This is a genomic window from Komagataeibacter saccharivorans, from assembly GCF_003207825.1.
In the GTDB taxonomy this organism is placed as follows: domain Bacteria; phylum Pseudomonadota; class Alphaproteobacteria; order Acetobacterales; family Acetobacteraceae; genus Komagataeibacter; species Komagataeibacter saccharivorans.
In genome coordinates, this window is record NZ_NKTY01000002.1 from 55,781 (window position 1) to 77,952 (window position 22,172).

Sequence of the window (22,172 nt, forward strand, 5' to 3'; positions counted from 1 at the left end):
TTAAACGGCATCTGATTTATACACAATACAGAGAAAAGACACCGCGGATATGTGCGTAACGCAACGGTACCTATGCTTTCCGCGCATAGATGGTTTCTGACAAAAAAACGGCGGCCCGCATGATACGGGCCGCCGTTCTGTTACTTCATTCCGGCAGGGACCGGAATGGGCCGGATGGTCAGGCCGCCTGCGTCATGCCACGCAGCACGGTCTGGAGAATGCCGCCATTGCGGAAATACTCCACCTCGTCCAGCGTATCGACACGGCACAGCAGGGGAACGTCCTGCCTGGAGCCATCGGCGCGGGTGATGGTCATCGTCATCGTCATGCGCGGCGTGATCTTGTCCAGACCGCGGATTTCGAAGGTTTCATCGCCCTTCAGGCCCAGCGTCTTGCGCGTCGTGCCTTCCTGGAACAGCAGCGGCAGCACGCCCATGCCCACCAGGTTGGAACGGTGGATACGCTCGAAGCTTTCCGCAACCACGGCGCGCACGCCCAGCAGCAGGGTGCCCTTGGCCGCCCAGTCACGCGAGGAACCCATGCCGTATTCCTTGCCGCCGATCACGACCAGGGGCACGCCCTCTTTCTTGTATTCCATCGCCACATCATAGATGGAGGCTTCCTTCCCGTCCGGGAAGTGCTTGGACACGCCCCCTTCGGTTCCGGGCACCATCTCGTTCTTGATGCGGATGTTGGCGAAGGTGCCACGCACCATCACGCGGTCATTGCCGCGACGCGAACCGTAGGAGTTGAAGTCCTTCTTGGCCACGCCATGGGCTTCAAGATACTTGCCCGCGGGCGAGCTTTCCTTGATCGCGCCGGCAGGCGAGATGTGGTCGGTCGTGATGTTGTCACCCAGCAGGGCCAGCAGGCGCGCACCGACAATGTCACCACGTGGCTTGGGCTCGGGGGTGATGTCCTGGAAATACGGCGGGTCCTGCACATAGGTGGAGGACGCATCCCACTTGTAGGTCTCGGAACCGGTGGCGACTTTCAGCGCCTGCCATTCCTTCGTACCCTGGCTTACGTGCTTGTAGCGGTTGATGAACTCTTCGCGCGTGATCGCGGAACCCATCAGGGCGGCGATCTCGTGGTTGGTCGGCCAGATGTCCTTCAGGTACACCGGCTTGCCATCCTTGGAAGTGCCCAGCGGCGCGGTGGTGATGTCCTCACGCATCGTGCCCAGCAGGGAGTAGGCGACAACCAGCGGCGGGCTGGCCAGATAGTTGGCCCGCACGTTGGGCGAGATACGCCCTTCGAAGTTACGGTTGCCGGACAGAACCGAAACCGCGACCAGCTTGTTGTTCTCGATCGCATCGACGATGTGATCTTCCAGCGGGCCGGAGTTACCGATACAGGTCGTGCAGCCATAACCGACGGTGTTGAAGCCCATCGCGTCCAGCTCATCCTGCAGGCCGGCACGGTTCAGGTAATCCGTCACCACCTGCGATCCGGGTGCAAGCGAGGTCTTGACCCACGGCTTGGGCTTCAGGCCCAGCGCACGCGCCTTTTTCGCCACCAGACCAGCCGCGATCAGCACGGCGGGGTTGGAGGTGTTGGTGCACGACGTAATGGCCGCGATCACCACGTCGCCATGGCCGATCTCGTAATTCGTGCCAGCAACCTTCGCCTTCTTGTCCTTCTCGGCCGCGGGCACGCCAAGGCTGCCGGTCAGCTCGGTCTCGAACGCCTTGTCCGCACCCTTCAGCACGACGCGGTCCTGCGGGCGCTTGGGGCCTGCGATGGACGGCACGATGGTGGACAGGTCCAGTTCCAGCGTATCGGTAAAGACGGGGTGTTCCGAATGGGCGTGGCGGAACATTTCCTGCGCCTTCAGGTATTCTTCCGTCAGCTTGATGCGGTGTTCTTCACGACCGGTCTGGCGCAGGTAATCCAGCGTCAGGTCATCAACAGGGAAGAAGCCGCAGGTCGCGCCATATTCCGGGGCCATGTTGGCGATGGTCGCGCGGTCGGCCACCGGCAGGTGGTCAAGGGCGGGGCCGAAGAACTCGACGAACTTGCCGACAACGCCCTTCTTGCGCAGCATCTGGGTCACGGTCAGCACCAGATCGGTCGCCGTCGCCCCTTCGGGCAGCTTGCCCGTCATCTTGAAGCCGATCACGTCGGGGATCAGCATGGCGATGGGCTGGCCCAGCATCGCGGCTTCCGCCTCGATCCCGCCAACGCCCCAGCCCAGCACGCCCATGCCGTTCACCATGGTGGTGTGGCTGTCGGTGCCGAACAGGGTGTCGGGATAGGCATAATCCTTGCCGCCCACGTTCGCCGTCCATACCGCCTGCGCGATATATTCAAGGTTCACCTGGTGGCAGATACCCGTGCCCGGCGGGACGACGGAGAAGTTTTCGAACGCTTCCTGACCCCAGCGCAGGAAGGCGTAACGTTCGCCGTTGCGCTCGAACTCGATGGTCACGTTGTCCTGCAGCGCTTCGGGCGAGCCCGCCACGTCCACCATGACCGAGTGATCGATCACAAGATTGACGGGAACCAGCGGGTTCACCTTCTGCGGGTCGCCCTTGAGCTTGAGGATACCGTCACGCATCGCGGCCAGATCGACCACGGCGGGAACGCCGGTGAAATCCTGCATGAGGATACGCGCGGGCTTGAAGGGAACTTCCTTCGTGCTGCGCCCTTCCTTCAGCCATTCGGCGATGGCCTTGGCGTCCTCTACCGAGTAGGAATGCCCGTCCTCGAACCGCAGCACGTTCTCCAGCAGCACTTTCAGGCTGACCGGCAGGCGGCTTACGGAGCCGATGGTCTTTTCAGCTTCCGGGATTGAGAAATAATGATAGGTCTTGCCGTCCACATTCAGTGTACGGCCCGTTTTCAGTGAGTCGTGCCCAACCGTCTTCATTGGCTTTGTTTCCTCCGAGGCATCAGCAACGGATCATCCCGTATGATCGTGTCCCCGCAATCCGGTTCTGCGGTACGGGGTTTGCGACCTTGTCAGGGACAACCGGCTTGATCTCCCAACGGGGGTAGAACATACCCGGACGCGGTTGCGACACAAGCTGGACCCGGTAACAAGAAAGCGGGAGCAGACGTTTTTTTCGCCCCCGCGCCCTGTCACCCCTGATCGGAGGATTTCCGTCATTCCTGCCTTTACTCCCCCCGGCCGCCCCTTGCTGGAAGTGGAAAATATCTCGGTTTTCCGCGGTGAACGGCTGGTTCTCGATCGGGTCGGATTCACGCTTGACGCAGGCGACGCCCTGCTTCTGACCGGTCCGAACGGGGCGGGCAAATCGACGCTGCTGCGGGTGCTTGCGGGTTTGCGCAAACCTGAAGGCGGCCATGTCCTGTGGTCAGGCGTGGATACCCTGGCCGACCGCAGCCAGCATGCGGGACGGGTTGCCTATCTTGGCCATCAGGACGCGCTGAAGCTGGGCCTGACATTGCGCGAAAACCTGACACTGGCCGCGCGATCCGGGGGCGGAGATCCTGATTCGTGTATGAAATCACTCAATATTCTCGGGCTGGCCGACCTGCCCGCGCGCATGCTGTCGGCGGGGCAGAAACGCCGCGCGGCACTGGCGCGCGTCCTGCTGGCGCAGGCCCCCTTATGGCTGCTGGATGAACCCAGCCTGGGGCTGGATACCAGCACGATGGGCCTGCTTGGCACCCTGTTTGCCGCCCACCGGCAGGCTGGCGGAATTGTGATTGCAACCACCCACGTTCCGCTGCCCCTGCCCAACCCCCGGACGCTGGCGCTGCCGGGCCTGAACGAATCCGACATCCCACAGCCGATGGAGGATTTCCCCGAGGACGACCTGCTGTGAAATTCCAGATTCCCTCCCTCATCATGGCCATACTGGAACGTGACCTGCGCCTGGCGTTGCGCCATGGGGCGGACACGCTGGGGGCCGTGCTGTTCTTTATTCTTGCCGGGGCGCTGTTCCCGCTGGCGCTGGGACCATCGCCCGAACTGCTGCGCCGCATGGCGCCGGGTATCGTGTGGGTCTGCGCCCTGCTGGCGGCCCTGCTGCCGCTGGACCGGCTGTTCGGGTCGGAGCTGGAGGACGGGTCGCTTGACCAGCTCCTCATGACCGGGCTGCCGTCCCCCCTCATCGCGCTGGCCAAGATGATCGCGCACTGGCTGACCACCGGCGTGCCGCTCCTGCTGGCGGCGGGACCGCTGGCGATCATGCTGGGCATGCCCGCAGGCAGCATGGTGGTGCTGCTGACGGGACTGCTCCTTGGCACGCTCATCCTGTCGCTGATCGGGGGGATGGCGGCATCCGTCGTGCTGGGCGCGCGGCGCGGCGGGGTGCTGCTGCCGCTACTGGTGCTGCCGCTGACCACGCCTGCGCTTATTTTTGGCGCCGCCGCGCTGGATGCGGCGCAGACGGGCCTGTCATGGGGGCCGGATCTGGAACTGCTGGGCGCCTTCCTTGCCGCGGCGATCCCGCTATGCCCGCTGGCGGCCGGGGCCGGGCTGCGTGCGGCGGTGGAATAAGCCCGCCGCGCAATCCTTTTTACGGGTGTCTGGCGGGGGAAGAATCAACCCCGCCGACATCGAAGGGCAGCGTCCCCTGCCCCGCGCTGCCGCCGCGCGTGGCCATGCGCCATTGCAGCACGTAATGCCCCGGCGTCAGCGCCACGGTCGTGGTGATGGCATGCTGTTCATCATCAATGGGTGACGCGGGCAGCAGCCGCGGCGCACCATCCGGCCCCAGCAGCAGCAGTCGGGCACGGAACGGGTCGATCACGCCATCGAAGGACAGCCTGACCGCCACATTGCCCGCCGCCACTTTCTGTCCCGCCGCCGGTTGCGCCTGTACCAGCACGGGTGCTGCGATAGCCTGCACCACTCCCGTACCGCACAGAATCACGGCGGACAGGCCCAGTACACGCGATATTATGGAAAAAGACATGGGCAGGCACCTCCGGCACGGATTGAACTGCCGTGTGTATCCCCCCGATACAGGCAGGGCGGCAAGACCTTCGTCCTGCCGCCCTGATGGTCGCGGGTTCTTAAGACGGGTCGCAACCCTGTCAGATATAGTGTTCCTGAATCGGCTTCAGGCCATTGAAACCGGTCGAGCAGTAGGTGGAGACATACGCCCCGGTGGACAGCAGTTCGATCCGGTCCCCCGACTCCAGCGCCAGCGGCAGGGCGTAGGGGGTCTTTTCATACATGATGTCCGCACCGTCACAGGTCGGGCCTGCAATAGCGACGGGACCGGTTTCCATACCGTCATGCGACGTGCGGATACCGTAGCGGATGGCTTCGCCCTCGGTCTCGGCCAGGCCACCGAAACGACCGATATCGAGATAGACCCAGCGCACGCCGTCATTCATGCCGCGACGGCTGACCAGCACCACTTCCGAGGAAACGACGCCCGCGTCACCCACCATGAAACGGCCCGGCTCCACGATCATTTCCGGCAGGTCATTGCCGAAATGCTCGGTCATGGCGTGGCTGATCGCCAGCGCGAAACGGTCGATGCCCGGCACGTCATCACGATAGCGGATGGGGAATCCACCGCCCAGATTGACCATGCGCAGGTCCAGCCCGGCTGCCTTCAGGTCGGTAAACAGCATGCCCACGCGGGCGATCGCCGCTTCATAGGCACCGGTTTCCGTCTGCTGGCTACCGACATGGAAGGACAGGCCATACGGGTCCAGACCAAGGTCACGGGCACGCAGCATGAGGTCACGCGCATTGTCCAGCGTGGTGCCGAACTTGCGTGACAGCGGCCAGTCCGCACCCTCGTTTTCCACGATCAGGCGGCAGTAGACGCGGGACCCCGGCGCGTGGCGGGCCAGCTTGTCCAGTTCTTCCGCGCAGTCAAAGGCGAACATGTCCACCCCTGCCTGATAGGCGCGGGCGATGTTGCTGGCCTTCTTGACCGTGTTGCCGAACGAGATGTCGGCCGCGCGGGCACCGGCTTCGAGGCACATGGAAATCTCTTCCCACGAGGCGGCGTCGAATGCCGACCCCAGCCCCACGAGGCGGCGCAGGATGGCGTTGGCGGGATTGGCCTTGACGGCGTAGTAGATCCGGGCCAGCGGCAGCGCTTCGCGCAGCGCGCGATAGCGTTCTTCCACCCGGTCAACGTCAACGACAAGGCATGGCGTTGCAGGAGCCTGCTCAGCCAGATAACGAGCGATTTTGGGAGTCATCGCACCCAAATCCCTTCTGTTCTGCCGCCCGGATGAATACAATTCTGGAATTGCACAAACGGACAGATGTTGCGAAACGGTCTAACGGACCAGCGACCAATAAGGACCCCCACCTGCGTGGCAGCCCGATTGCCAGAACGCTTGACGTCGTTGCGTAACCTCAGAGGGCCAGTGGCACGTGCGTTGTTGCGTAGGGAGCGCATATGCGGACAATACGCGCGTGACGCAATAGAAAAATTATTCCTATGGAAGGTTTTTCATTTAGGGTCGGGGGATCGTGGCACAATCTCCACAGCCGCCACCCACCCGATCGCCTGCACGGCCTGACGGGTCAATTACCAGCATACAGGACACGAAGCCCGCATTGATTGGTTCCTCCTCTACCCAGATTGATATGACGGACATGCCCCCGCCCGCCCCATCGCTGCCCAATTTCTCCATGCAGCAGGTCAGGAAGGTGCTGCGGCAGGTGCTGCGCAACATCATATCCGACCAGATCACGCTGGCAGCGGCGGGGTGCGCCTTCTACGCCACGCTTTCGCTGTTTCCTGCCATGAGTACGCTGATCTCGCTGTACGGGCTGCTGTTCGATCCGCAGACGGTGGAACCGCAGCTTGTGGTGCTGCGCAACCTGCTGCCGCCTTCCGCCTATGACATGATCGGCGCGCGCATCCACCTTCTGGTGGCCGAATCGCATTCCTCGCTCACGCTCAACCTGATCGTATCGACCACCATCGCCACATGGTCGGCATCGGCTGCCACGCGCTCGCTCATCATGGCGATGAATGTTGCCTACAACACCCCGGAAACCCGAAGCTTCCTGCGGTTCCAGGCCATGGGCATGGCGCTGACGTTCTGCTCCATCTGTGGCGGCATCCTGACACTGGCGCTGATGGTGGCGCTGCCGTTCCTTCTGGATTACCTGCCGCAGCGGCTGAATCTGGCGGCCCCGCCGGGTTCGGTGGAACTGCTGGTGCGGATGGGTGGCCCCATCCTCATGCTGCTGTTCGTGCTGTCGCTGTGTTCGGTCCTGTACCGATTCGGACCCAACCGGCCCCATACCTACTGGCGCTGCATCCTGCCCGGTTCGGTCGGGGCGACGGTGCTGTGGCTGCTGTCATCGGTGGGTTTTTCCTATTACGTCAGCCACATCGCGGGCTACAGCGTGACCTATGGGCCGCTGGGGGCGTTCATCGCCATCATGATGTGGTTTTACGTATCGGCCTATGTCGTGCTGCTGGGCGCGGAACTGAACGCGGGGCTGGAAATCGAACTGAAGCTGCGCTGCTCACCTGAAAAGACGATGGAAGGCTGGACAAAGCACCAGCGCCTGTAACAGCCGGGCGGCTTCACGGCACCCGCCGGGGGCAGGCCGGTCCGGTCCGGGCAGGACCGGAATATCTGCCTGCGCAGTCCATCCACGGCTCTTTGCAGCCAACTTACCCACCGGCCACCTGAAATCGGTGATGTACGGAGCGGAACAGGACAGCCCTGAAAACCGGCTGCCATTCAGGAAACGTGAAAAATCCCGCTACCAGCACACCACGGACGCTTCAGCGCGGTGCGCTGGCGACTTCATCCTCAGGTCGTGCGGGTTCTATGGCGACGGGCGATGTGCCAGCGCCCAGCATGCCAAGCTGGCGCGCAGCCTCCGGTGAGAGATCAATGATGCGGTGGCCATGAAACGGCCCGCGATCATTCACCCGGACCACCACCGAACGCCCCGTCCGCATGGAACGCACGCGCAGACGGGTGCCGAGTGGCAGCAGGGGGTGCGCCGCCGTCAGCGCATCAGGATCGAATGTTTCACCCGATGCCGTGGCACGGGACATTTTTCCACCCGTACTATACCAGCTTGCCATGCCATGCTGGTGCCAGTTTTCGGGAACGGATGTCATCACAGGCGACCGGACCACGCCCCGCGCATGTTCATGCGTCGTTGCACAGGCAGCATGCTCGGTGCCCGACGCAACGAACAGAAGACATGTAACCACAACCGAACACACAAACCGCGCCGCGCCGTGACTCGCCTCCTCATCACCACGTCGGTGATCGGGATACCCTGTCATTCGTGCCGTATAGCACAGTGAGCACCGATATCCTACCATCTTCGCCTCCCCCCTGCGGGACGGATTCCCGCGTGGCGCGGAAGCCCGCCGGCATGGACCCTGCGGGCGCGCAGGCACGAACGGACTTGGAACCGGAGTGCGGGCGTGCTAGGCGCGTGCATCATGGAGCGCCCTCTCATTGCCGTGCTGAACGGCCCCAACCTGAACATGCTCGGACTGCGACAGCCCGAGGTCTATGGTCACGCCACGCTTGATGACGTGGAACAGGTCTGCGTCCAGGCTGCCGAACGCCTGGATGTCGCCATTGATTTCCGCCAGACCAATGGCGAGGGGGAACTCGTATCCTGGATACAGGAATGCCGGGGCCGCGCGCGCGGCATCATCATCAACCCGGCTGCCTACTCCCACACTTCCGTTGCCCTGCTCGACGCGCTGCTTGCCGTTGATCTGCCGGTGATCGAGGTGCACATTTCCAATATTCACCGCCGTGAAGCCTTCCGTCATCACTCCTACGTTTCCCGCGCCGCCATTGGCGTTATCTGCGGGCTTGGCGTACGGGGCTATGCGCTTGCGCTTCAGGCCATGACAGACATGATTCTGGACGAGGACGATCAATGAGCCGACTGCTCGTGGATGCGGATGCCATTCGGGCATTGGCCGAAATTCTGACCGATACCGGCCTGACCGAAATCGAAATCGCGGAAAAGGACAACCGCATCCGCGTTGTCCGCGCAGCCGCCCCGGTGGCGCATGCCGTGCCCGCCCCGGCCCCTGTCGCCGCACCGGTCGCGGTTGCGACCCCGGCGCCAGCGCCCGTCACCGACCCGTCCAAGCATCCCGGCGCCGTGACCAGCCCGATGGTGGGCGTGGCCTATCTTGCGCCCGACCCGTCCTCCCCGCCGTTCGTGACGGAAGGCCAGCAGGTCAGCGCGGGCCAGACGCTGCTGCTGATCGAGGCGATGAAAACCTTCAATCAGATCAAGGCCCCGCGCGCGGGCACGCTGAGCCGGATTCTGGTCCAGTCGGGTGACCCGGTCGAGTTCGGCGAAGCGCTGGTCATCATAGAGTAATGTTTTCCAAGATCCTGATCGCCAATCGCGGCGAGATCGCCCTGCGCATCCTGCGGGCCTGCCGCGAACTGGGCATTCCGACCGTAGCCGTCCATTCCACGGCTGATGCGGACGCCATGCATGTCCGTCTGGCGGATGAAGCCGTGTGCATCGGGCCGCCAGCCAGCCGCGACTCGTATCTGAATGTCGCGGCCATCCTGTCGGCAGCCACCATTACCGGCGCGGATGCCATCCATCCGGGTTACGGCTTCCTGTCGGAAAATGCCGACTTCGCGGAAACGGTGGAAGCCCACGGCATCACCTTCATCGGCCCGACGGCCGAGCATATCCGCATGATGGGCGACAAGATCACCGCCAAGACCACCATGATGGCGCTGGGCGTGCCGCTGGTCCCCGGATCGGATGGCGCGCTGGAAAACCTTGAGCAGGCGCGCGAAGTCGCCGCCCGCGTGGGGTATCCCGTGCTGATCAAGGCGGCGGCAGGCGGCGGTGGACGTGGCATGAAGGTCGCCCCCACCGAAGCCGATCTGGAAGAGGCATGGAGCGTTGCGCGCACCGAAGCCCGCGCAGCCTTCGGCAATGACGAGGTCTATCTCGAAAAATACCTCGACAAGCCGCGCCATATCGAACTCCAGATCATGGCCGACACGCATGGCAACGTGGTGCATTTTGGCGAGCGTGACTGTTCGCTCCAGCGCCGCCACCAGAAGCTGCTCGAAGAGGCGGGTTCTCCCGCCCTGACCGCGCAGCAGCGTGACGAGATCGGGGAAATCGCGACATCCGCCCTGACCAGGCTGGGTTACCGCAACGCCGGAACGCTGGAATTCCTGTATCAGGATGGACAGTTCTGCTTCATCGAGATGAATACCCGCCTGCAGGTGGAACATCCGGTGACGGAAATGGTGTGCGACGTGGATCTGGTGCGGGAACAGATCCGCATCGCGGCGGGCGAACCCATGGGTTACAGCCAGTCGGACATCCACTTCTCCGGCCATGCGATCGAATGCCGCATCAACGCGGAAGATCCGCAGAGCTTCATGCCCACTCCGGGCACGATCACCGTCTATCATCCGCCGGGTGGGCTGGGCGTACGAATCGACAGCGCGCTTTACGCGGGCTATCGCGTTCCCCCCTATTACGACAGCATGATCGCCAAGCTGATCGTGCGTGCGCCGACACGGCTGGAAGCCATCGAACGCATGCGTCGGGCTCTGGATGAATTCGTGATCGAAGGGGTCAAGACCGTCATCCCGCTACACCGCAGGATTCTGGATGACCCCCAGTTCCGCAAGGGTGACTACACCATCCACTGGCTGGAAAATTTCGTGGCCCGGCAGCAGGGCTAGGAACGCTTTCACGGCCACAGGTCATAGGAAAGGGGGCATGTCCAATGCGGATATGCCCCCTTTTCTGTATCGCCACATCATACGCGGCACGCAGGACGGATACCCCACCGACCCGCCCGGTTACGGATTTTCCGCGCCTGCCCGTTCAGGCCATGACCGGGTCAAGATAGGGGCTGGAAGCATCGAAGAACTTCTGGTTGTGATCCAGTTCATACGAAATCACGTACATGCAGCTCAATGCCCGGTCGATTTCCAGACGCACGCCCAGATTGTCCGCCTTCCCCGCCATTTCCTGCAAATGGACGATGGCGAATTTGGCGGAACGCGCGGTCCGGCCATAATGGCCACCGTAACGTCCACTGAACTGCGCCATGCGTCCCATCATGTCACTGACCACGCGCTGGGCCTCTGGCGGTAGCTGGTGGCGTTCCAGAATGGTGCGCAGGCGGATCACATTCAGCCCGATGGTCATGGCGGACAGGATGCCCTGCAGATAGGCGTCGATGATCGTATCGGGCGTATCCTCCGCATTGGTCAGCAGCCGCACGAAGCGGTCCACATTATGCTCGACCACATACAGGGTAGTCGGCAGCACGCGCGCCCGCGCGACATAGCGCAGGCCACGCAGGATGCCGGTACGCATCTGCCAGCGCATGTCATTGGTATCGAACGGCAGGATCAGCCGGAAGGCCCACATGGCGTACCACAGACCAAGGATCAGCGGCATGGCGGTGTTGAAAAACGCCACTTCATCCAGCCGGGACTGATTGCCCGGCCCCAGCAGGATCGGCAGGAACAGGTTATAGGAGACCGCCCCCAGCACCAGCGCCGGATAGGCAAAGGCCAGCCCGCCCGCCAGCATGGGCAGGAACAGGCATGCGGCCATGATTTCGTACGTAGTGGGCGACGCCAGCCGCCACAGCACCAGTACACCCGCCATGAGGGAGGCAATGATGGCCCCGCCCAGAAAGGCGCGGGTGGCCAGCGCTGGCTTTTCCAGCGTGGAAAACAGGCTGCATACGATCGAGACGAACATCATGAAGGTCAGCCCCGCCGACCATGACGTGGTGATCCAGATGACGCCTGACCCGAAAACGGTGACGGAGGCCCGCAGGCTGTTGGTGAAAGCCTGCTGCCAGTCCCGGAAGGTCTTGAGCCGGTAATGAAAATGATCATGCAGCAACGGATGGCGGCTGGCATCGAACTGAAGCAGCGCCTGTTCCAGTTCGTCCAGCATGACGCCCAGCGCATGATTGAGCATGCGCTGCTGCGACAGCATCTCCACCAGTTGCGGATCGGGTGGCAGGCTGCCGGGGGTACCCATTTCCTCATCAAGGGAATCGGTCACGCTCTGCCTGCAGGCGGCCTGCAGGTCGGCCAGACGGGCCAGCACGGGCGATATGTCATCGCTGGCGTCCAGTTGCGGGGCCATGTCCTTCAGAAAGGCCTGCACCTTGCTCGATGTCGCCCGGAAAGCGGCTCCCGGCGTGCCCCCCGGCCCGTTCATGAGGGCAGCAAGATCCAGCCCGCGTGACAGCAGCATCGCCACCCGCGCAAGGGCCGCACGCGCATGGTCGCCTTCATGCCCGCGATGGGAGCCCATCTCGACTTCGGCAAACTCGATCTGGTCGCTCAGCGTGGTGATATTGGTAAAGACGCCGCGCGCCTTGCGCAGGATCTGGGCATCGCCCGACAGCAGGGCGGCCAGCGTCTGGCCCGCACCGTCGATGGCTGTCAGGAAATTATGGGCCAGACGGTCCTGCGCGCGCTCCTCCAGCCGGAACTGGAACAGGGAGGACACGGTCGTCTCCAGCACGATGCCCAGCACGATATAGGTCGCGCGTGCCATTGCCGTCATGAAGATGTGCTGGGGGTCGGCTATCCCGTCAAGCGAGATGATGGCGTAGGTGAACCCGCTCGCCCGCATGCCGTGGATACGGTAATTGGTCATGGTGGCGGGGCCGGGCAGCAGCGTGCCGATGAAACAGAACAGTCCGATCCCGGCGGCAAGCATCAGGATGAACATGACCGGGGCCTGTGGAAAGGCCGCAACCAGCATGACGGCGCATATCGTGCCCACCACCATGCCGAACAGATGCCATCGCGCCTTGGCCACGCTCTTGCCGCGCGTGCCCTGCGCCACCATCCATACCGTCAGTGCCGCCCATTGCGGGCTGCCCAGTTCCCACCACAGGGCAATGCCCAGCGCGATGAGCGAGGTGATGGTCGTGCGCAGCGCATAACCGAATGTGAAGATACCGGGTGCGTACAGCCAGCGCAGATGATCCTGCCGCGGGGTCATGCCCGGCGGCCACAGGCGCCTGAAAAAATCGCGGACCTGATCCTGGAAGCGGATCAGGGAAAGCTCAAGACCTTTCATCCTGGCGTTCAGCCTCCCCTGTCAAACACGATCCACGCATACTGTTACATCATACGGCCCGAACGAACAGGGCCACAGCCGGGTGGCAGCGTGTACGCCATGCCACGCGCACCCGGCGCAGTTCCTATTCCTCGTAGGAGACGAGGGTCTTGACCGGAATATCCAGACGGTTGCGGCCACCAAGCCCCGTCAGTTCGATCATGGTCGCAGCCCCCACCACATTGGCCCCGACCTTGCGCAGCAGGGAAATGGAGGCGACCAGCGTGCCACCCGTGGCCAGCAGGTCATCCATCACCACCACACGCTGGCCGGGCTGGATCGCATCGGACTGGATGTGCAGCGAATCGGACCCGTATTCCAGATCGTAGCTGTAGGACACCGTCTCACCCGGCAGCTTGCCCGGCTTGCGCAGCATCACCAGCCCGCAGCCCAGACGGCTGGCCAGGGGGGCCGCGGTCAGGAACCCGCGCGATTCGATGGCGGCAAGCATGTCCGGCGCCCAGGGTGCGACGGCGGCGGCCAGACGGCCCATGGCGATCTGCCACGCATCGGCGTCGCGCATCAGGGTGGAAATGTCGTAAAACAGGATACCGGGCTTGGGGAAATCCGGAATGTTACGGATGTATTGTTTCAGATCGATCTTGGCGGTCGTCATGATCGGTGCGCAGTCCCCGTTGCGTGGTCATATAAATCCGGGACAGGCGTGCCCCGTTCACGAAAATGTCGCCCTTGCAGACGGCTCCCCGCTGTAGCCGCCACGCGGCGGGGGGACAAGCCCATCGGCTCATGTTGCACATGCTTTGATATGCGCCCCGTGCGTTTTGTCATAACGGGAGATTTTATTCCTCCGTCTCCGCCGTGGCGGGCGGACGGGCCGGGCGCAGCACCACCATGACCATCATGATCGCGGCCCCCATCAGCATGACACCGGCCATCGGTATGGGGGAATTGGCGGGCAGCATGCCCACGAACGCACCCGCCACGGCACCCAGCACATATTGCAGCGTGCCCACGAAGGCCGAGGCGCTGCCCGCGAAGCGCGGATGATCCGCCAGCGCGCCAACGGTGGCGTTGGGGCCGACAATGCCCGTAGTGCCCAGTGAAACCATCATCGACAGGATCAGGCAGCCCAGCATCCACAGGGGGGGATGACCGCCATGCTGCATGGCGAAGGCGATGACGATGGCCATCGCCGTCATGGCGATGGTGCCCGCAACCGCGACACCCACCGCCACGCCAAGGATGCGGCCCGCATCGATCCGCCCCACCAGCAGGCCGTTAAGCTGCGACGCCCCGATCATGCACACCGCGAAGACCCCGAACATCATGCCGAAATGCGCAGGCGACAGCCCGAACTGGTTGATGAACACCGAAGGGGCGGCGGACAGGTAGGTAAAGGACATGAAACAGGCGAACCCCGCGATCATCGCATGCGTGATGAAACCGCGATCGCGCGCCAGCATCACATAACGGCTGAACAGGGTTACGGGCGAAAACTCGCTGCGGTTCGCAGGCCGCAGCGTCTCGGGCAGGACACGCCAGATCAGCACGATGCAGATCAGGCCATACACGGCAGAAGCCCAGAAGATGGACCGCCACGATGCGATCGACAGCACCATGCCACCCAGCGTGGGTGCCAGAATGGGCACGACCCCCATCACCAGCACCAGCCGCGACATGAGACGCGCGGATTCATTGCCATGCGACATGTCGCGCACGCAGGCGCTGGGAATGATGAGACTGGCCGATGCCCCCAGCGAGGCAATGAGGCGAAACGCGGAAAAGGTGAAGATATCCTGCGCCACCGCACACCCGACCGATGCCAGCGTATACACGAACGTGCCCACCAGCATGGGCACACGCCGCCCGAAACGGTCCGAAAGCGGCCCCATGGTGATCTGGCCGATCGCCAGCCCGACGAACCACACGGCCAGCGTCATCTGCGCCGACCCGGCGCGTCCGTGCAGCGTGTGTTCCAGCTCGGGGAAGGCAGGCAGGTATATGTCGGTCGATACGGGACCGACCGCCGTCAGGAAACCAAGCAGGATGGCGATCCAGCCCATGGGGCGGACAGCCGTTTCCGGCGCGGGGGTTTCTGCTGAACGGCCCGCCATTGCGGATGAGCCCATGAGGCGCTCCAGTATTAAAAGACTTGTCGGGACTAGTAGACCAGCACGGCCCTGCTTTTCACCACCTAATTGCGGCATTTCTGCAATTCGTTATTCCTATACCGCCCGGTTTCGCATACGCCGCATAAGCCACAGTCCCACCAGCGCGGACAGGCCGAACAGGACGGTGGCGATACCGATGCGCAGCGCCCCATCCAGCCGCGTGCCCGCACCAACCAGCACGAATACGACCGTCTGCGGCAGGCTGCCCAGCAACGTGGCGAACATGAAGGGCGCGACCCGCACGCCCAGCATGCCGGACGCCAGACTGAGCAGCAGTGCCGAGCCCACCGGCATGAGGCGCAGCATCAGCACGGCGGCAAAGGGTTCGCGCCCCACCAACGCATCCAGCCGCGCCATGACTGCATCCAGTCGCGCGGGCATGCGTGCCCCGCCAGCCCACCGCCCCCAGCCGTAACCGCACAGGGCGCCGGCAACGGTCGCCAGTGTCGCAAGCACGCAGCCCGCACCGATTCCGTAGGCGGCGCCAGCAGCAAAACACACCATCTGCCGCGGCAGCCCGACCGCGCAGGACAGGCTGGCCACCGCAACGAACAGCACGACACCCCGCACCCCGGAATGAAGTGCCGGTCCCGCCGCAAGCATATGCCGCAGTCCCGGCATACGGCTGACCGCCACCGCCAGAACGGCAAAAACCGCCAGCAGCAGCACCGGCCGCACCAGCATGCGCAGCGAAGCCGCAGGAGATGACGGGGGCGGTACGGCGTGCGGTAATGTCATGCGTGCGTCCCGTCCGGCAGTAATTATATACACCGCGCCTAGCATCGCCTTGCGGCGGACTGCAAGGGCGGTCTAAATCCGATTATGTCCGCATATTCTCCCCATGGCTCCCTGCTGGGCCGCACGCCGCCTTCCGCGCAGGAAATGCGCAACAGGAAGCGTATTTCCACGTGGCTGTTCGCAATCTGCTTCATGCTGATCGGCATGATCGCGCTTGGCGGCTATACGCGCCTGACCGGGTCGGGCCTGTCCATCATGGACTGGCGGCCCATTACCGGCATGATCCCGCCGCTAAGCCATGCGGAATGGGAACGGCAGTTCGAACTGTACAAAACCATTCCCCAGTACAAGATCCTGCATGACGGCTTCGGCCTTTCGGGTTTCCAGCAGATTTTCTGGGCAGAGTGGACGCACCGTTTCTGGGGTCGGCTCATGGGCCTCGTGCTGCTGGTGCCGCTGGTGTGGTTTTCCATCACCGGTGCGCTGGACCGGCGGCTCATGCTGCGGCTGATCCTGTTTTTCGTACTGGGCGGGCTTCAGGGGGCTATCGGGTGGTTCATGGTGGCATCGGGGTTCAATCCGGACAGCACCGCCGTCGCCCCGGTGCGGCTGGTACTGCACCTGTGCTGCGCCTTTGCGCTGTATATCGCCATTCTGTGGACAGCCCTTTCGGTACGCACGCCGCGCCCAGCCTTCATCCCGGCCACGACCGCAGTGGTGCGCATCCACCGGCTGGTATGGACCATATGCTGTCTGGTGGGCATCACCGTCATTGCGGGCGGCTTTACCGCAGGCACGCATGCCGGATTTGCCTATAATACCTTCCCGCTCATGGATGGCCACCTGATCCCCCGTGGCTACGCACGGCTGCATCCCTTCTGGCTGAACTGGTTCCAGAACATTCCGGCGGTCCAGTTCGACCACCGCCTGCTGGCGACCGGCACGGCGCTGCTGATCGGCCTTACCATCGTGCTGGGACTGCGCACGGCCAATCTGGGCAAGGACGTGCATGATGCGCTGATGGTTCTGGGCTGGCTGGTGCTGCTGCAATACGCGTTGGGCATCACCACGCTGCTGCTGGTCGTGCCGGTCTGGGCAGGCACCGTGCACCAGACCTGCGCCGCCCTTGTGCTGACGGCGGCCATTGTGACGCTGCACCGCCTGCGTGGGGTCGGACGCCCCTGAACCACGTTCCATCCGCTCCCGGCACATCGGCCACCGGGGGCGGATGGCCTCCCCATTCAGGGGGTTACGATATAGGCCACACCCCGCGGTTGCACATGTGTGTAGCGGTCGCGGATGATGGCCCACAGGCTGGAATATTCCCAGACATAACGCGGCGGCAGGAAGCGTGAACTGCTGACAAAGGCCACGATACCATGACTGTCCAGGGCCTGGCGCAGGGCCGTGGCGTCATGCGTGACGGCCACATGCTGGGAATAATTGAAAAAATCCATGACCACGGGCTTGCCCGCCCAGTAGCAGATGGCCAGCGTCTCGCACCCTACATTGCCATCCATATGCCGGACCGTCCCGATCGTTTCGCGCCATGCGGGTTCGTGGGCCATGACCTCCGCCGTGCTGCGATACAGAAAGGGCACGTAAACCGGCGCACAGGCCACGATGGGCAGCAGGTCCAGCCCCGCCAGCATGACAACACCCATCCACGCAGGCACCCGGCCGGGCGGGATCATACCCCTTTCCATCCCCGATACGGCCAGCCCGGCACATAGCGCGGCTGCGATCAGGGCTTCAAAACACGCATTATGTGTAACACCAGCACCCGTGCGCTGGATCACCACCGACAGGACGGACCAGAACAGGTAAGTCCCCAGCAGCAGACCCATCCGGTTGCGCAGGCCCAGCCGGGGCAGAAGCAGCGCGGAGACCATCATGCCCCCCAGCCCCAGCACGTTGCCCACCCCCTTCACGGCCCCATGTATCTGGAAAATGCGCTTGTGCCCGAAAACGCCATGGATGAAATCCGGGCCGAAACAGGCATAAAACAGGCCGCCCAGAACGGACACACCCACGACCCCGCCCAGCATCCATGCCAGCGCGCCACGCCGGTCGGTCACAAGCAGCCACAGGGTGATCGCAAGCGGCAGGGCAAGGATATTGTGCTTGAAGGTCAGTCCCGCCACCATGACAAGACCGGCACAGAACGCCCGCCACGCAGGCATGCCGTCGCGTGCATTGCCCCGGTTCCCCAGCAGCAGCACGAAACCGGCCATGATAATGGCTTCCGCCAGCCATTGCGGATCATTCATGACCACGTAATCGCTATAGAAAACCGCCGCGTAGAATATGACCAGCAGACCCGCGAACCATGCGGCGGCGCGCGTGCCCCCCATGATGATGACGATCCGGCCGGTTGCAAAAGCGCAGAAAAGCATGGCGAATAACGAGACGATACGCCCCGCGAGGATCATGTCCCCCAGCAGCCAACCGAGCGCACCCACCACGTAAAAGGAACTGGGCGGATAGTTGTTGAACACCATGCCGCCCGGTGGCGGGTACAGGCTGGCGCCCCCCATCCCCATGGCATGCCGGGCCTGATAGGCATTCCATCCCTCGTTACTGGACAGGGAGACATGATACCCGATAATCGCAATATGCGGGGCAAGCATACAGGTCGCCAGAAATATCCCGGCACAGATCCATAACCTGCCAATCGTTCCTGATACTCTTGGTATGGTATTCATATATGAAAAGCGGCTTCTTCCGTTCCGAATACTTAATTATTCGGGGTCTGCACGGCTGCCTGCCCCGGATCAGATATGCGGATGGTCCTGCATTTCATATCAGACGCCCATCCGGCCCCGGTCAATGCCTCCGTCCGGGCGGGGCATCCTAGCGTGCCCCACGGGCGGGGAATAACACCGGAATGTGGCTTTATAATTCAGAATGTTACACAGGCCGTTTTCCGGGGATCTTTCGCGCCCTTCCCGCTTGTGCATTCGTGCGGACCGGGCAGAAATACCCCTATGATCCACAGGCAGCCCCTCAACGGGATACCGCGCACGATCCGGCGGCGATGGGTGCGCCGGGGCATCCGATCCGGCAGGCCATGCGTTATCGCGCCATCGGGCGGCATGATGCGCGCCACGCCTTTCCCGAACGGACTATTTTCTGCGATAAACCCTCTTCAGACATGCAGGAATGGAAGATGCACAAGCTGAAACATGTGGCGACCGGAATGATGCTGGCACTGATCGCATGCGGGCCGGTGGTGCCGCACGCCCATGCCGAACCACATGGCGGCGGCGATGGCGGTCGGGGTGGTCCGGGCGGCGGTGGCTATGGCGGAGGCCATGGTGGAGGCTGGAACAATGCAGGCCGCAGTGGCGGATGGGACGGCGGGCGTTCGGGCCGCTGGCGCGGCAACTGGGGCTGGGGCGGATGGGGCTGGAATGGTGGCTGGGGCGGCGGCTACTACCCTGCCTATGTCGGCTGGGATGGCTGGGGATACCCGTGGGGCGGCTGGGGCTGGGGATGGCCCGGCATGGCCATGGGGGGTGCGATGGGTGCCGCCGCAGCCGGGGCCAGCTATCAGGCCGCACCGGAAGTCTATAGCGGCACGGGCAATACCACGCCGGAAGACGACACCATCTATGACAAGGATCTGTCCACGCTGGTCAATCCCCAGCCTGCGCCAGTCCAGACGCAGGCCCCCGCGCAGCCGAAACCGTCCCGTTCCTGTCCGGCGGGACAGGTCTATAATGACCTGACTGAAAGCTGCGACCGGCCATAAGCGGCGACCGGGATCGGGCAACCGGCATGGGGGGATGTATGTTTCCCCCCCCCACCGGAAGCGGGCTGGCATTACGCCCGCCCTTCATCCGGGCCGGTCAGGATGCGTCGATGGCTTTTTCCTGCCCCGGCTGTGGCACCCAGCCCTGCAGTTCCTCCCGCACAAGGGTTTCAAGCAGGTCGATGGCATCGGGCGAATCGTTCAGACACGGGATCAGCGCCAGTTCCTCGCCACCCGCCTTGACGAAGGCGGCACCGGCTTCATTGCCGATTTCATCCAGCGTTTCGATGCAGTCAGCGATGAAGCCCGGCGTGATCACGGCAATCCGGGTAATCCCGCGCGCGGGCAGGGATTCGATAAAGGGCGCGGTATAGGGTTCAAGCCATTTGGCCGGGCCAAAACGTGACTGGAAGGTCAGCGGCATCATCTGCCCGTCATATCCCATCGCCTGACGCAGGGCGGCGATGGTGCGTTCGCATTCCGCCTGATAGCTGTCACCCTTTTCCACATAGACCTTCGGCAGCCCGTGAAAGGACGCCACGATCATCTGCGGCCTGAAATCCAGTGTCTGGAGTCGCGCGGTAATGGAACGGGCCAGCGCGGCGATATAGGCCGGATGATCGGCAAAGGGCGGCAGGGTGCGGATGGCAGGCTGGTTGCGCATGCGCATAAGCGCGCGAAAGGCCTGATCGTTGGCAGTGGCCGTCGTGGTAGCGCTGTACTGCGGATAAAGCGGGGCCAGCAGGATACGGTCGCATCCCTGCTGCACCAGATCATGCACGCCCTGCCTGATGGAGGGCCTGCCATAACGCATGCCCCATGCCACGGGCACGCCATCTGCCGCCAGACGTTCGGCCAGCCCGGCAGCCTGATTGCGGGTATAGGTGCGAAGGGGGCTTTCATCGCGATCATGATGCCAGATGCGATGATAGGCTTCCCCCGACCGGCGGGGGCGAAATGTCAGCACCGGGCCGTACAGGATGGGCTTCCAGATCAGGGGACTGGCTTCGATGATACGCCGGTCCGAAAGGAATTCCGCCAGATAACGCCGGACAGCGGCGTAACCGGTTCCATCCGGGGTGCCCAGATTGCTCAGAAGCACCCCGGCGCGCGCGGACGCAACTTCCTGCCGCGCCGCGCGATGTACGGTAATGAATGTCATGACACGGCTGCTACATGAAGCCGCGTATGGATGCAAAGGAACAGGAGATGGGGTCCTGCCTTCAGGTCAGAAGTTCAGTCAGCGTCGGGTGCGTACCCGGACCGGCTGCATGGCCCGGACCGGGGCGTTGAGACAACGCGCCATACCGACAAGCCCCAGCAGGGCGACAACAGGGGAAAGCATCTGGACAAAGGTGAGCATCACGGTCCCTTTCCTGATCGGACTTCCGTCAGTCAACAGCGCGTATCATGCCCACGTCAATCAAAAACGTGACTGGCGCGCGCCAGCGCGACACATTTGCGCATGAGCGATGGCAGGGCCACGGCTTCCTCCCCCGCGTAATTCACTTCCCCGCCCTGTCCCGCGATACTGTTGGGAAAGGCGGAAATTTGCGCCGCATACACGTCCACCAGCAATGTAAAATGCGTGAAGACATGCTTCACCTGCCCCGTTCCATGCCATTTCGCGCGCAGCCGGGGTGCGTCGGGCGCATGCTCCATCGCCTCCCCCTCCGTCCAGGGGGTATCGCGCCATACCGGGCCGGGCAGGCCCATCATGCCGCCCAGCAGGCCTTTTTCCGGCCGCCGGACCAGCAGCATGCCGCCTGCCGCATCCATCATGCAGAAATGCACGCCATAGCGCACGGGACGGGCCACCTTCGCCGCGCGACGCGGCAGGGTGGCGGCGATTCCCTGCCGGTTACCCGCACAGGCGTCACGCCATGGACACAGCGCGCAGGCCGGCGCGCGCGGGGTGCAGATACCGGCCCCCAGATCAAACAGCGCCTGCGCGAAATCGGATGGTCGGCCCTGCGCCGGGGCATCCGCGTTAAGGATCATGGCCTGACGGGCGATAGCCTTGCGCGCGCCGGGCAGCGGGTCCGTCAGGGCGAACAGGCGCGCCGTCACGCGTTCCACATTCCCGTCCACCGGCACGACCGGACGACCAAAGGCAATGGCGGCTATGGCCGCAGCGGTATAGGCCCCGATTCCCGGCAGTTCCAGCAGCCCAGCCACGGTATCGGGAAACACGCCGCCCCGCGCCGCCACTGCACGGGCGCAGGCATGCAGGTTGCGTGCCCGTGCGTAATAGCCAAGTCCGGCCCACATGGTCATGACCTGATCCTGCGGGGCGCGGGCCAGCGCGTTCACATCGGGGAACGCGTCCACAAACCGTTCAAAATAGGGAATGACCGCCGTAACGGTGGTCTGCTGCAGCATGATCTCGCTCAGCCAGACCCGATAGGGATCTGCGCTCTGGCCGGGCAGCGCGCGCCATGGCAGAGTGCGACGGTGCCGGTCATACCAGCGTAACAGATCAGCGGCAGAAGGTAACACGGAC

The 22,172-nt window shown here is 63.4% G+C and carries 20 protein-coding genes; 8 read left to right on the plus strand and 12 right to left on the minus strand.

Annotation, left to right across the window (positions count from 1 at the left end; all coding sequences use genetic code 11):
- Positions 1–178: 178 nt before the first annotated feature.
- Positions 179–2,872: an aconitate hydratase AcnA gene (gene acnA, locus CFR79_RS02060; protein WP_110546782.1), complete on the minus strand. Its 2,694-nt coding sequence runs from the start codon at positions 2,870–2,872 to the stop codon at positions 179–181.
- A gap of 277 nt (positions 2,873–3,149) precedes the next feature.
- On the opposite strand from acnA, the gene ccmA reads away from it, so the two are divergent.
- A complete protein-coding gene (gene ccmA / locus CFR79_RS02065; RefSeq protein WP_174234138.1) occupies positions 3,150–3,794 on the plus strand; it encodes a heme ABC exporter ATP-binding protein CcmA in 645 nt (214 codons plus the stop codon).
- 23 nt (positions 3,795–3,817) lie between these two features.
- Complete coding sequence (ccmB, locus tag CFR79_RS02070) at positions 3,818–4,471, plus strand: heme exporter protein CcmB (protein ID WP_180967551.1); 654 nt, start codon at positions 3,818–3,820, stop codon at positions 4,469–4,471.
- Positions 4,472–4,490: 19 nt separating this feature from the next.
- On the opposite strand, the gene CFR79_RS02075 is transcribed toward ccmB, so the two are convergent.
- A complete protein-coding gene (locus CFR79_RS02075; protein ID WP_258373371.1) occupies positions 4,491–4,889 on the minus strand; it encodes a copper resistance CopC family protein in 399 nt (132 codons plus the stop codon).
- 121 nt (positions 4,890–5,010) lie between these two features.
- A complete protein-coding gene (locus CFR79_RS02080) occupies positions 5,011–6,141 on the minus strand; it encodes a type III PLP-dependent enzyme (RefSeq protein WP_102325037.1) in 1,131 nt (376 codons plus the stop codon).
- A 394-nt stretch (positions 6,142–6,535) separates the two neighbouring features.
- On the opposite strand from CFR79_RS02080, the gene CFR79_RS02085 reads away from it, so the two are divergent.
- Positions 6,536–7,477: a YihY/virulence factor BrkB family protein gene (locus tag CFR79_RS02085; protein WP_102325282.1), complete on the plus strand. Its 942-nt coding sequence runs from the start codon at positions 6,536–6,538 to the stop codon at positions 7,475–7,477.
- A gap of 217 nt (positions 7,478–7,694) precedes the next feature.
- Here CFR79_RS02085 and CFR79_RS02090 read toward each other — a convergent pair whose 3' ends face one another.
- Positions 7,695–8,210 (minus strand): septal ring lytic transglycosylase RlpA family protein, encoded by a 516-nt coding sequence (locus tag CFR79_RS02090; protein ID WP_110546784.1) that lies wholly within the window; start codon positions 8,208–8,210, stop codon positions 7,695–7,697.
- 162 nt (positions 8,211–8,372) lie between these two features.
- Between CFR79_RS02090 and aroQ the strand changes: the two genes are divergently transcribed.
- The 3 genes from aroQ to accC are packed head-to-tail and all read left to right on the plus strand — an operon-like array spanning position 8,373 to position 10,626.
- Complete coding sequence (gene aroQ / locus CFR79_RS02095; RefSeq protein WP_102325035.1) at positions 8,373–8,828, plus strand: type II 3-dehydroquinate dehydratase; 456 nt, start codon at positions 8,373–8,375, stop codon at positions 8,826–8,828.
- The gene (locus tag CFR79_RS02100; protein WP_102325034.1) at positions 8,825–9,280 is read left to right on the plus strand and encodes an acetyl-CoA carboxylase biotin carboxyl carrier protein; all 456 of its coding nucleotides are present in this window, start codon (positions 8,825–8,827) and stop codon (positions 9,278–9,280) included. Before aroQ ends, CFR79_RS02100 begins: the two co-directional genes overlap by 4 nt.
- Positions 9,280–10,626, plus strand: coding sequence for an acetyl-CoA carboxylase biotin carboxylase subunit (accC, locus tag CFR79_RS02105; protein WP_102325033.1), 1,347 nt, complete (start codon positions 9,280–9,282; stop codon positions 10,624–10,626). Before CFR79_RS02100 ends, accC begins: the two co-directional genes overlap by 1 nt.
- 145 nt (positions 10,627–10,771) lie before the next feature.
- Here the strand turns inward: accC and CFR79_RS02110 are convergent, their stop codons facing one another.
- The 4 genes from CFR79_RS02110 to CFR79_RS02125 form a co-directional block, all read right to left on the minus strand.
- On the minus strand, positions 10,772–13,006 hold the full coding sequence (locus CFR79_RS02110; RefSeq protein WP_102325032.1) for an FUSC family protein: 2,235 nt from the start codon (positions 13,004–13,006) through the stop codon (positions 10,772–10,774).
- A gap of 124 nt (positions 13,007–13,130) precedes the next feature.
- A complete protein-coding gene (locus CFR79_RS02115; RefSeq protein WP_102325031.1) occupies positions 13,131–13,661 on the minus strand; it encodes an adenine phosphoribosyltransferase in 531 nt (176 codons plus the stop codon).
- 184 nt (positions 13,662–13,845) lie between these two features.
- A complete protein-coding gene (locus CFR79_RS02120; RefSeq protein ID WP_102325030.1) occupies positions 13,846–15,135 on the minus strand; it encodes a multidrug effflux MFS transporter in 1,290 nt (429 codons plus the stop codon).
- 96 nt (positions 15,136–15,231) lie between these two features.
- Complete coding sequence (locus CFR79_RS02125) at positions 15,232–15,915, minus strand: TVP38/TMEM64 family protein (protein WP_110546785.1); 684 nt, start codon at positions 15,913–15,915, stop codon at positions 15,232–15,234.
- 144 nt (positions 15,916–16,059) lie between these two features.
- Between CFR79_RS02125 and CFR79_RS02130 the strand changes: the two genes are divergently transcribed.
- The gene (locus tag CFR79_RS02130) at positions 16,060–17,100 is read left to right on the plus strand and encodes a COX15/CtaA family protein (protein ID WP_174234140.1); all 1,041 of its coding nucleotides are present in this window, start codon (positions 16,060–16,062) and stop codon (positions 17,098–17,100) included.
- A gap of 56 nt (positions 17,101–17,156) precedes the next feature.
- Here the strand turns inward: CFR79_RS02130 and CFR79_RS02135 are convergent, their stop codons facing one another.
- Positions 17,157–18,545 (minus strand): hypothetical protein, encoded by a 1,389-nt coding sequence (locus CFR79_RS02135; RefSeq protein ID WP_258373374.1) that lies wholly within the window; start codon positions 18,543–18,545, stop codon positions 17,157–17,159.
- 332 nt (positions 18,546–18,877) lie between these two features.
- Here CFR79_RS02135 and CFR79_RS16320 point away from each other — a divergent pair, with 332 nt between their 5' ends.
- A complete protein-coding gene (locus CFR79_RS16320) occupies positions 18,878–19,669 on the plus strand; it encodes a hypothetical protein (RefSeq protein WP_265001169.1) in 792 nt (263 codons plus the stop codon).
- Positions 19,670–19,766: 97 nt separating this feature from the next.
- Here the strand turns inward: CFR79_RS16320 and hemH are convergent, their stop codons facing one another.
- The 3 genes from hemH to CFR79_RS02150 all read right to left on the minus strand — a co-directional run bounded on the left by hemH (position 19,767) and on the right by CFR79_RS02150 (position 22,168).
- The gene (gene hemH / locus CFR79_RS02145) at positions 19,767–20,831 is read right to left on the minus strand and encodes a ferrochelatase (RefSeq protein WP_110546787.1); all 1,065 of its coding nucleotides are present in this window, start codon (positions 20,829–20,831) and stop codon (positions 19,767–19,769) included.
- A gap of 78 nt (positions 20,832–20,909) precedes the next feature.
- Positions 20,910–21,032: a hypothetical protein gene (locus tag CFR79_RS16090; protein ID WP_258373377.1), complete on the minus strand. Its 123-nt coding sequence runs from the start codon at positions 21,030–21,032 to the stop codon at positions 20,910–20,912.
- Between the two features lie 56 nt (positions 21,033–21,088).
- Complete coding sequence (locus CFR79_RS02150; RefSeq protein ID WP_110546869.1) at positions 21,089–22,168, minus strand: A/G-specific adenine glycosylase; 1,080 nt, start codon at positions 22,166–22,168, stop codon at positions 21,089–21,091.
- Between the last annotated feature and the right edge of the window lie 4 nt (positions 22,169–22,172).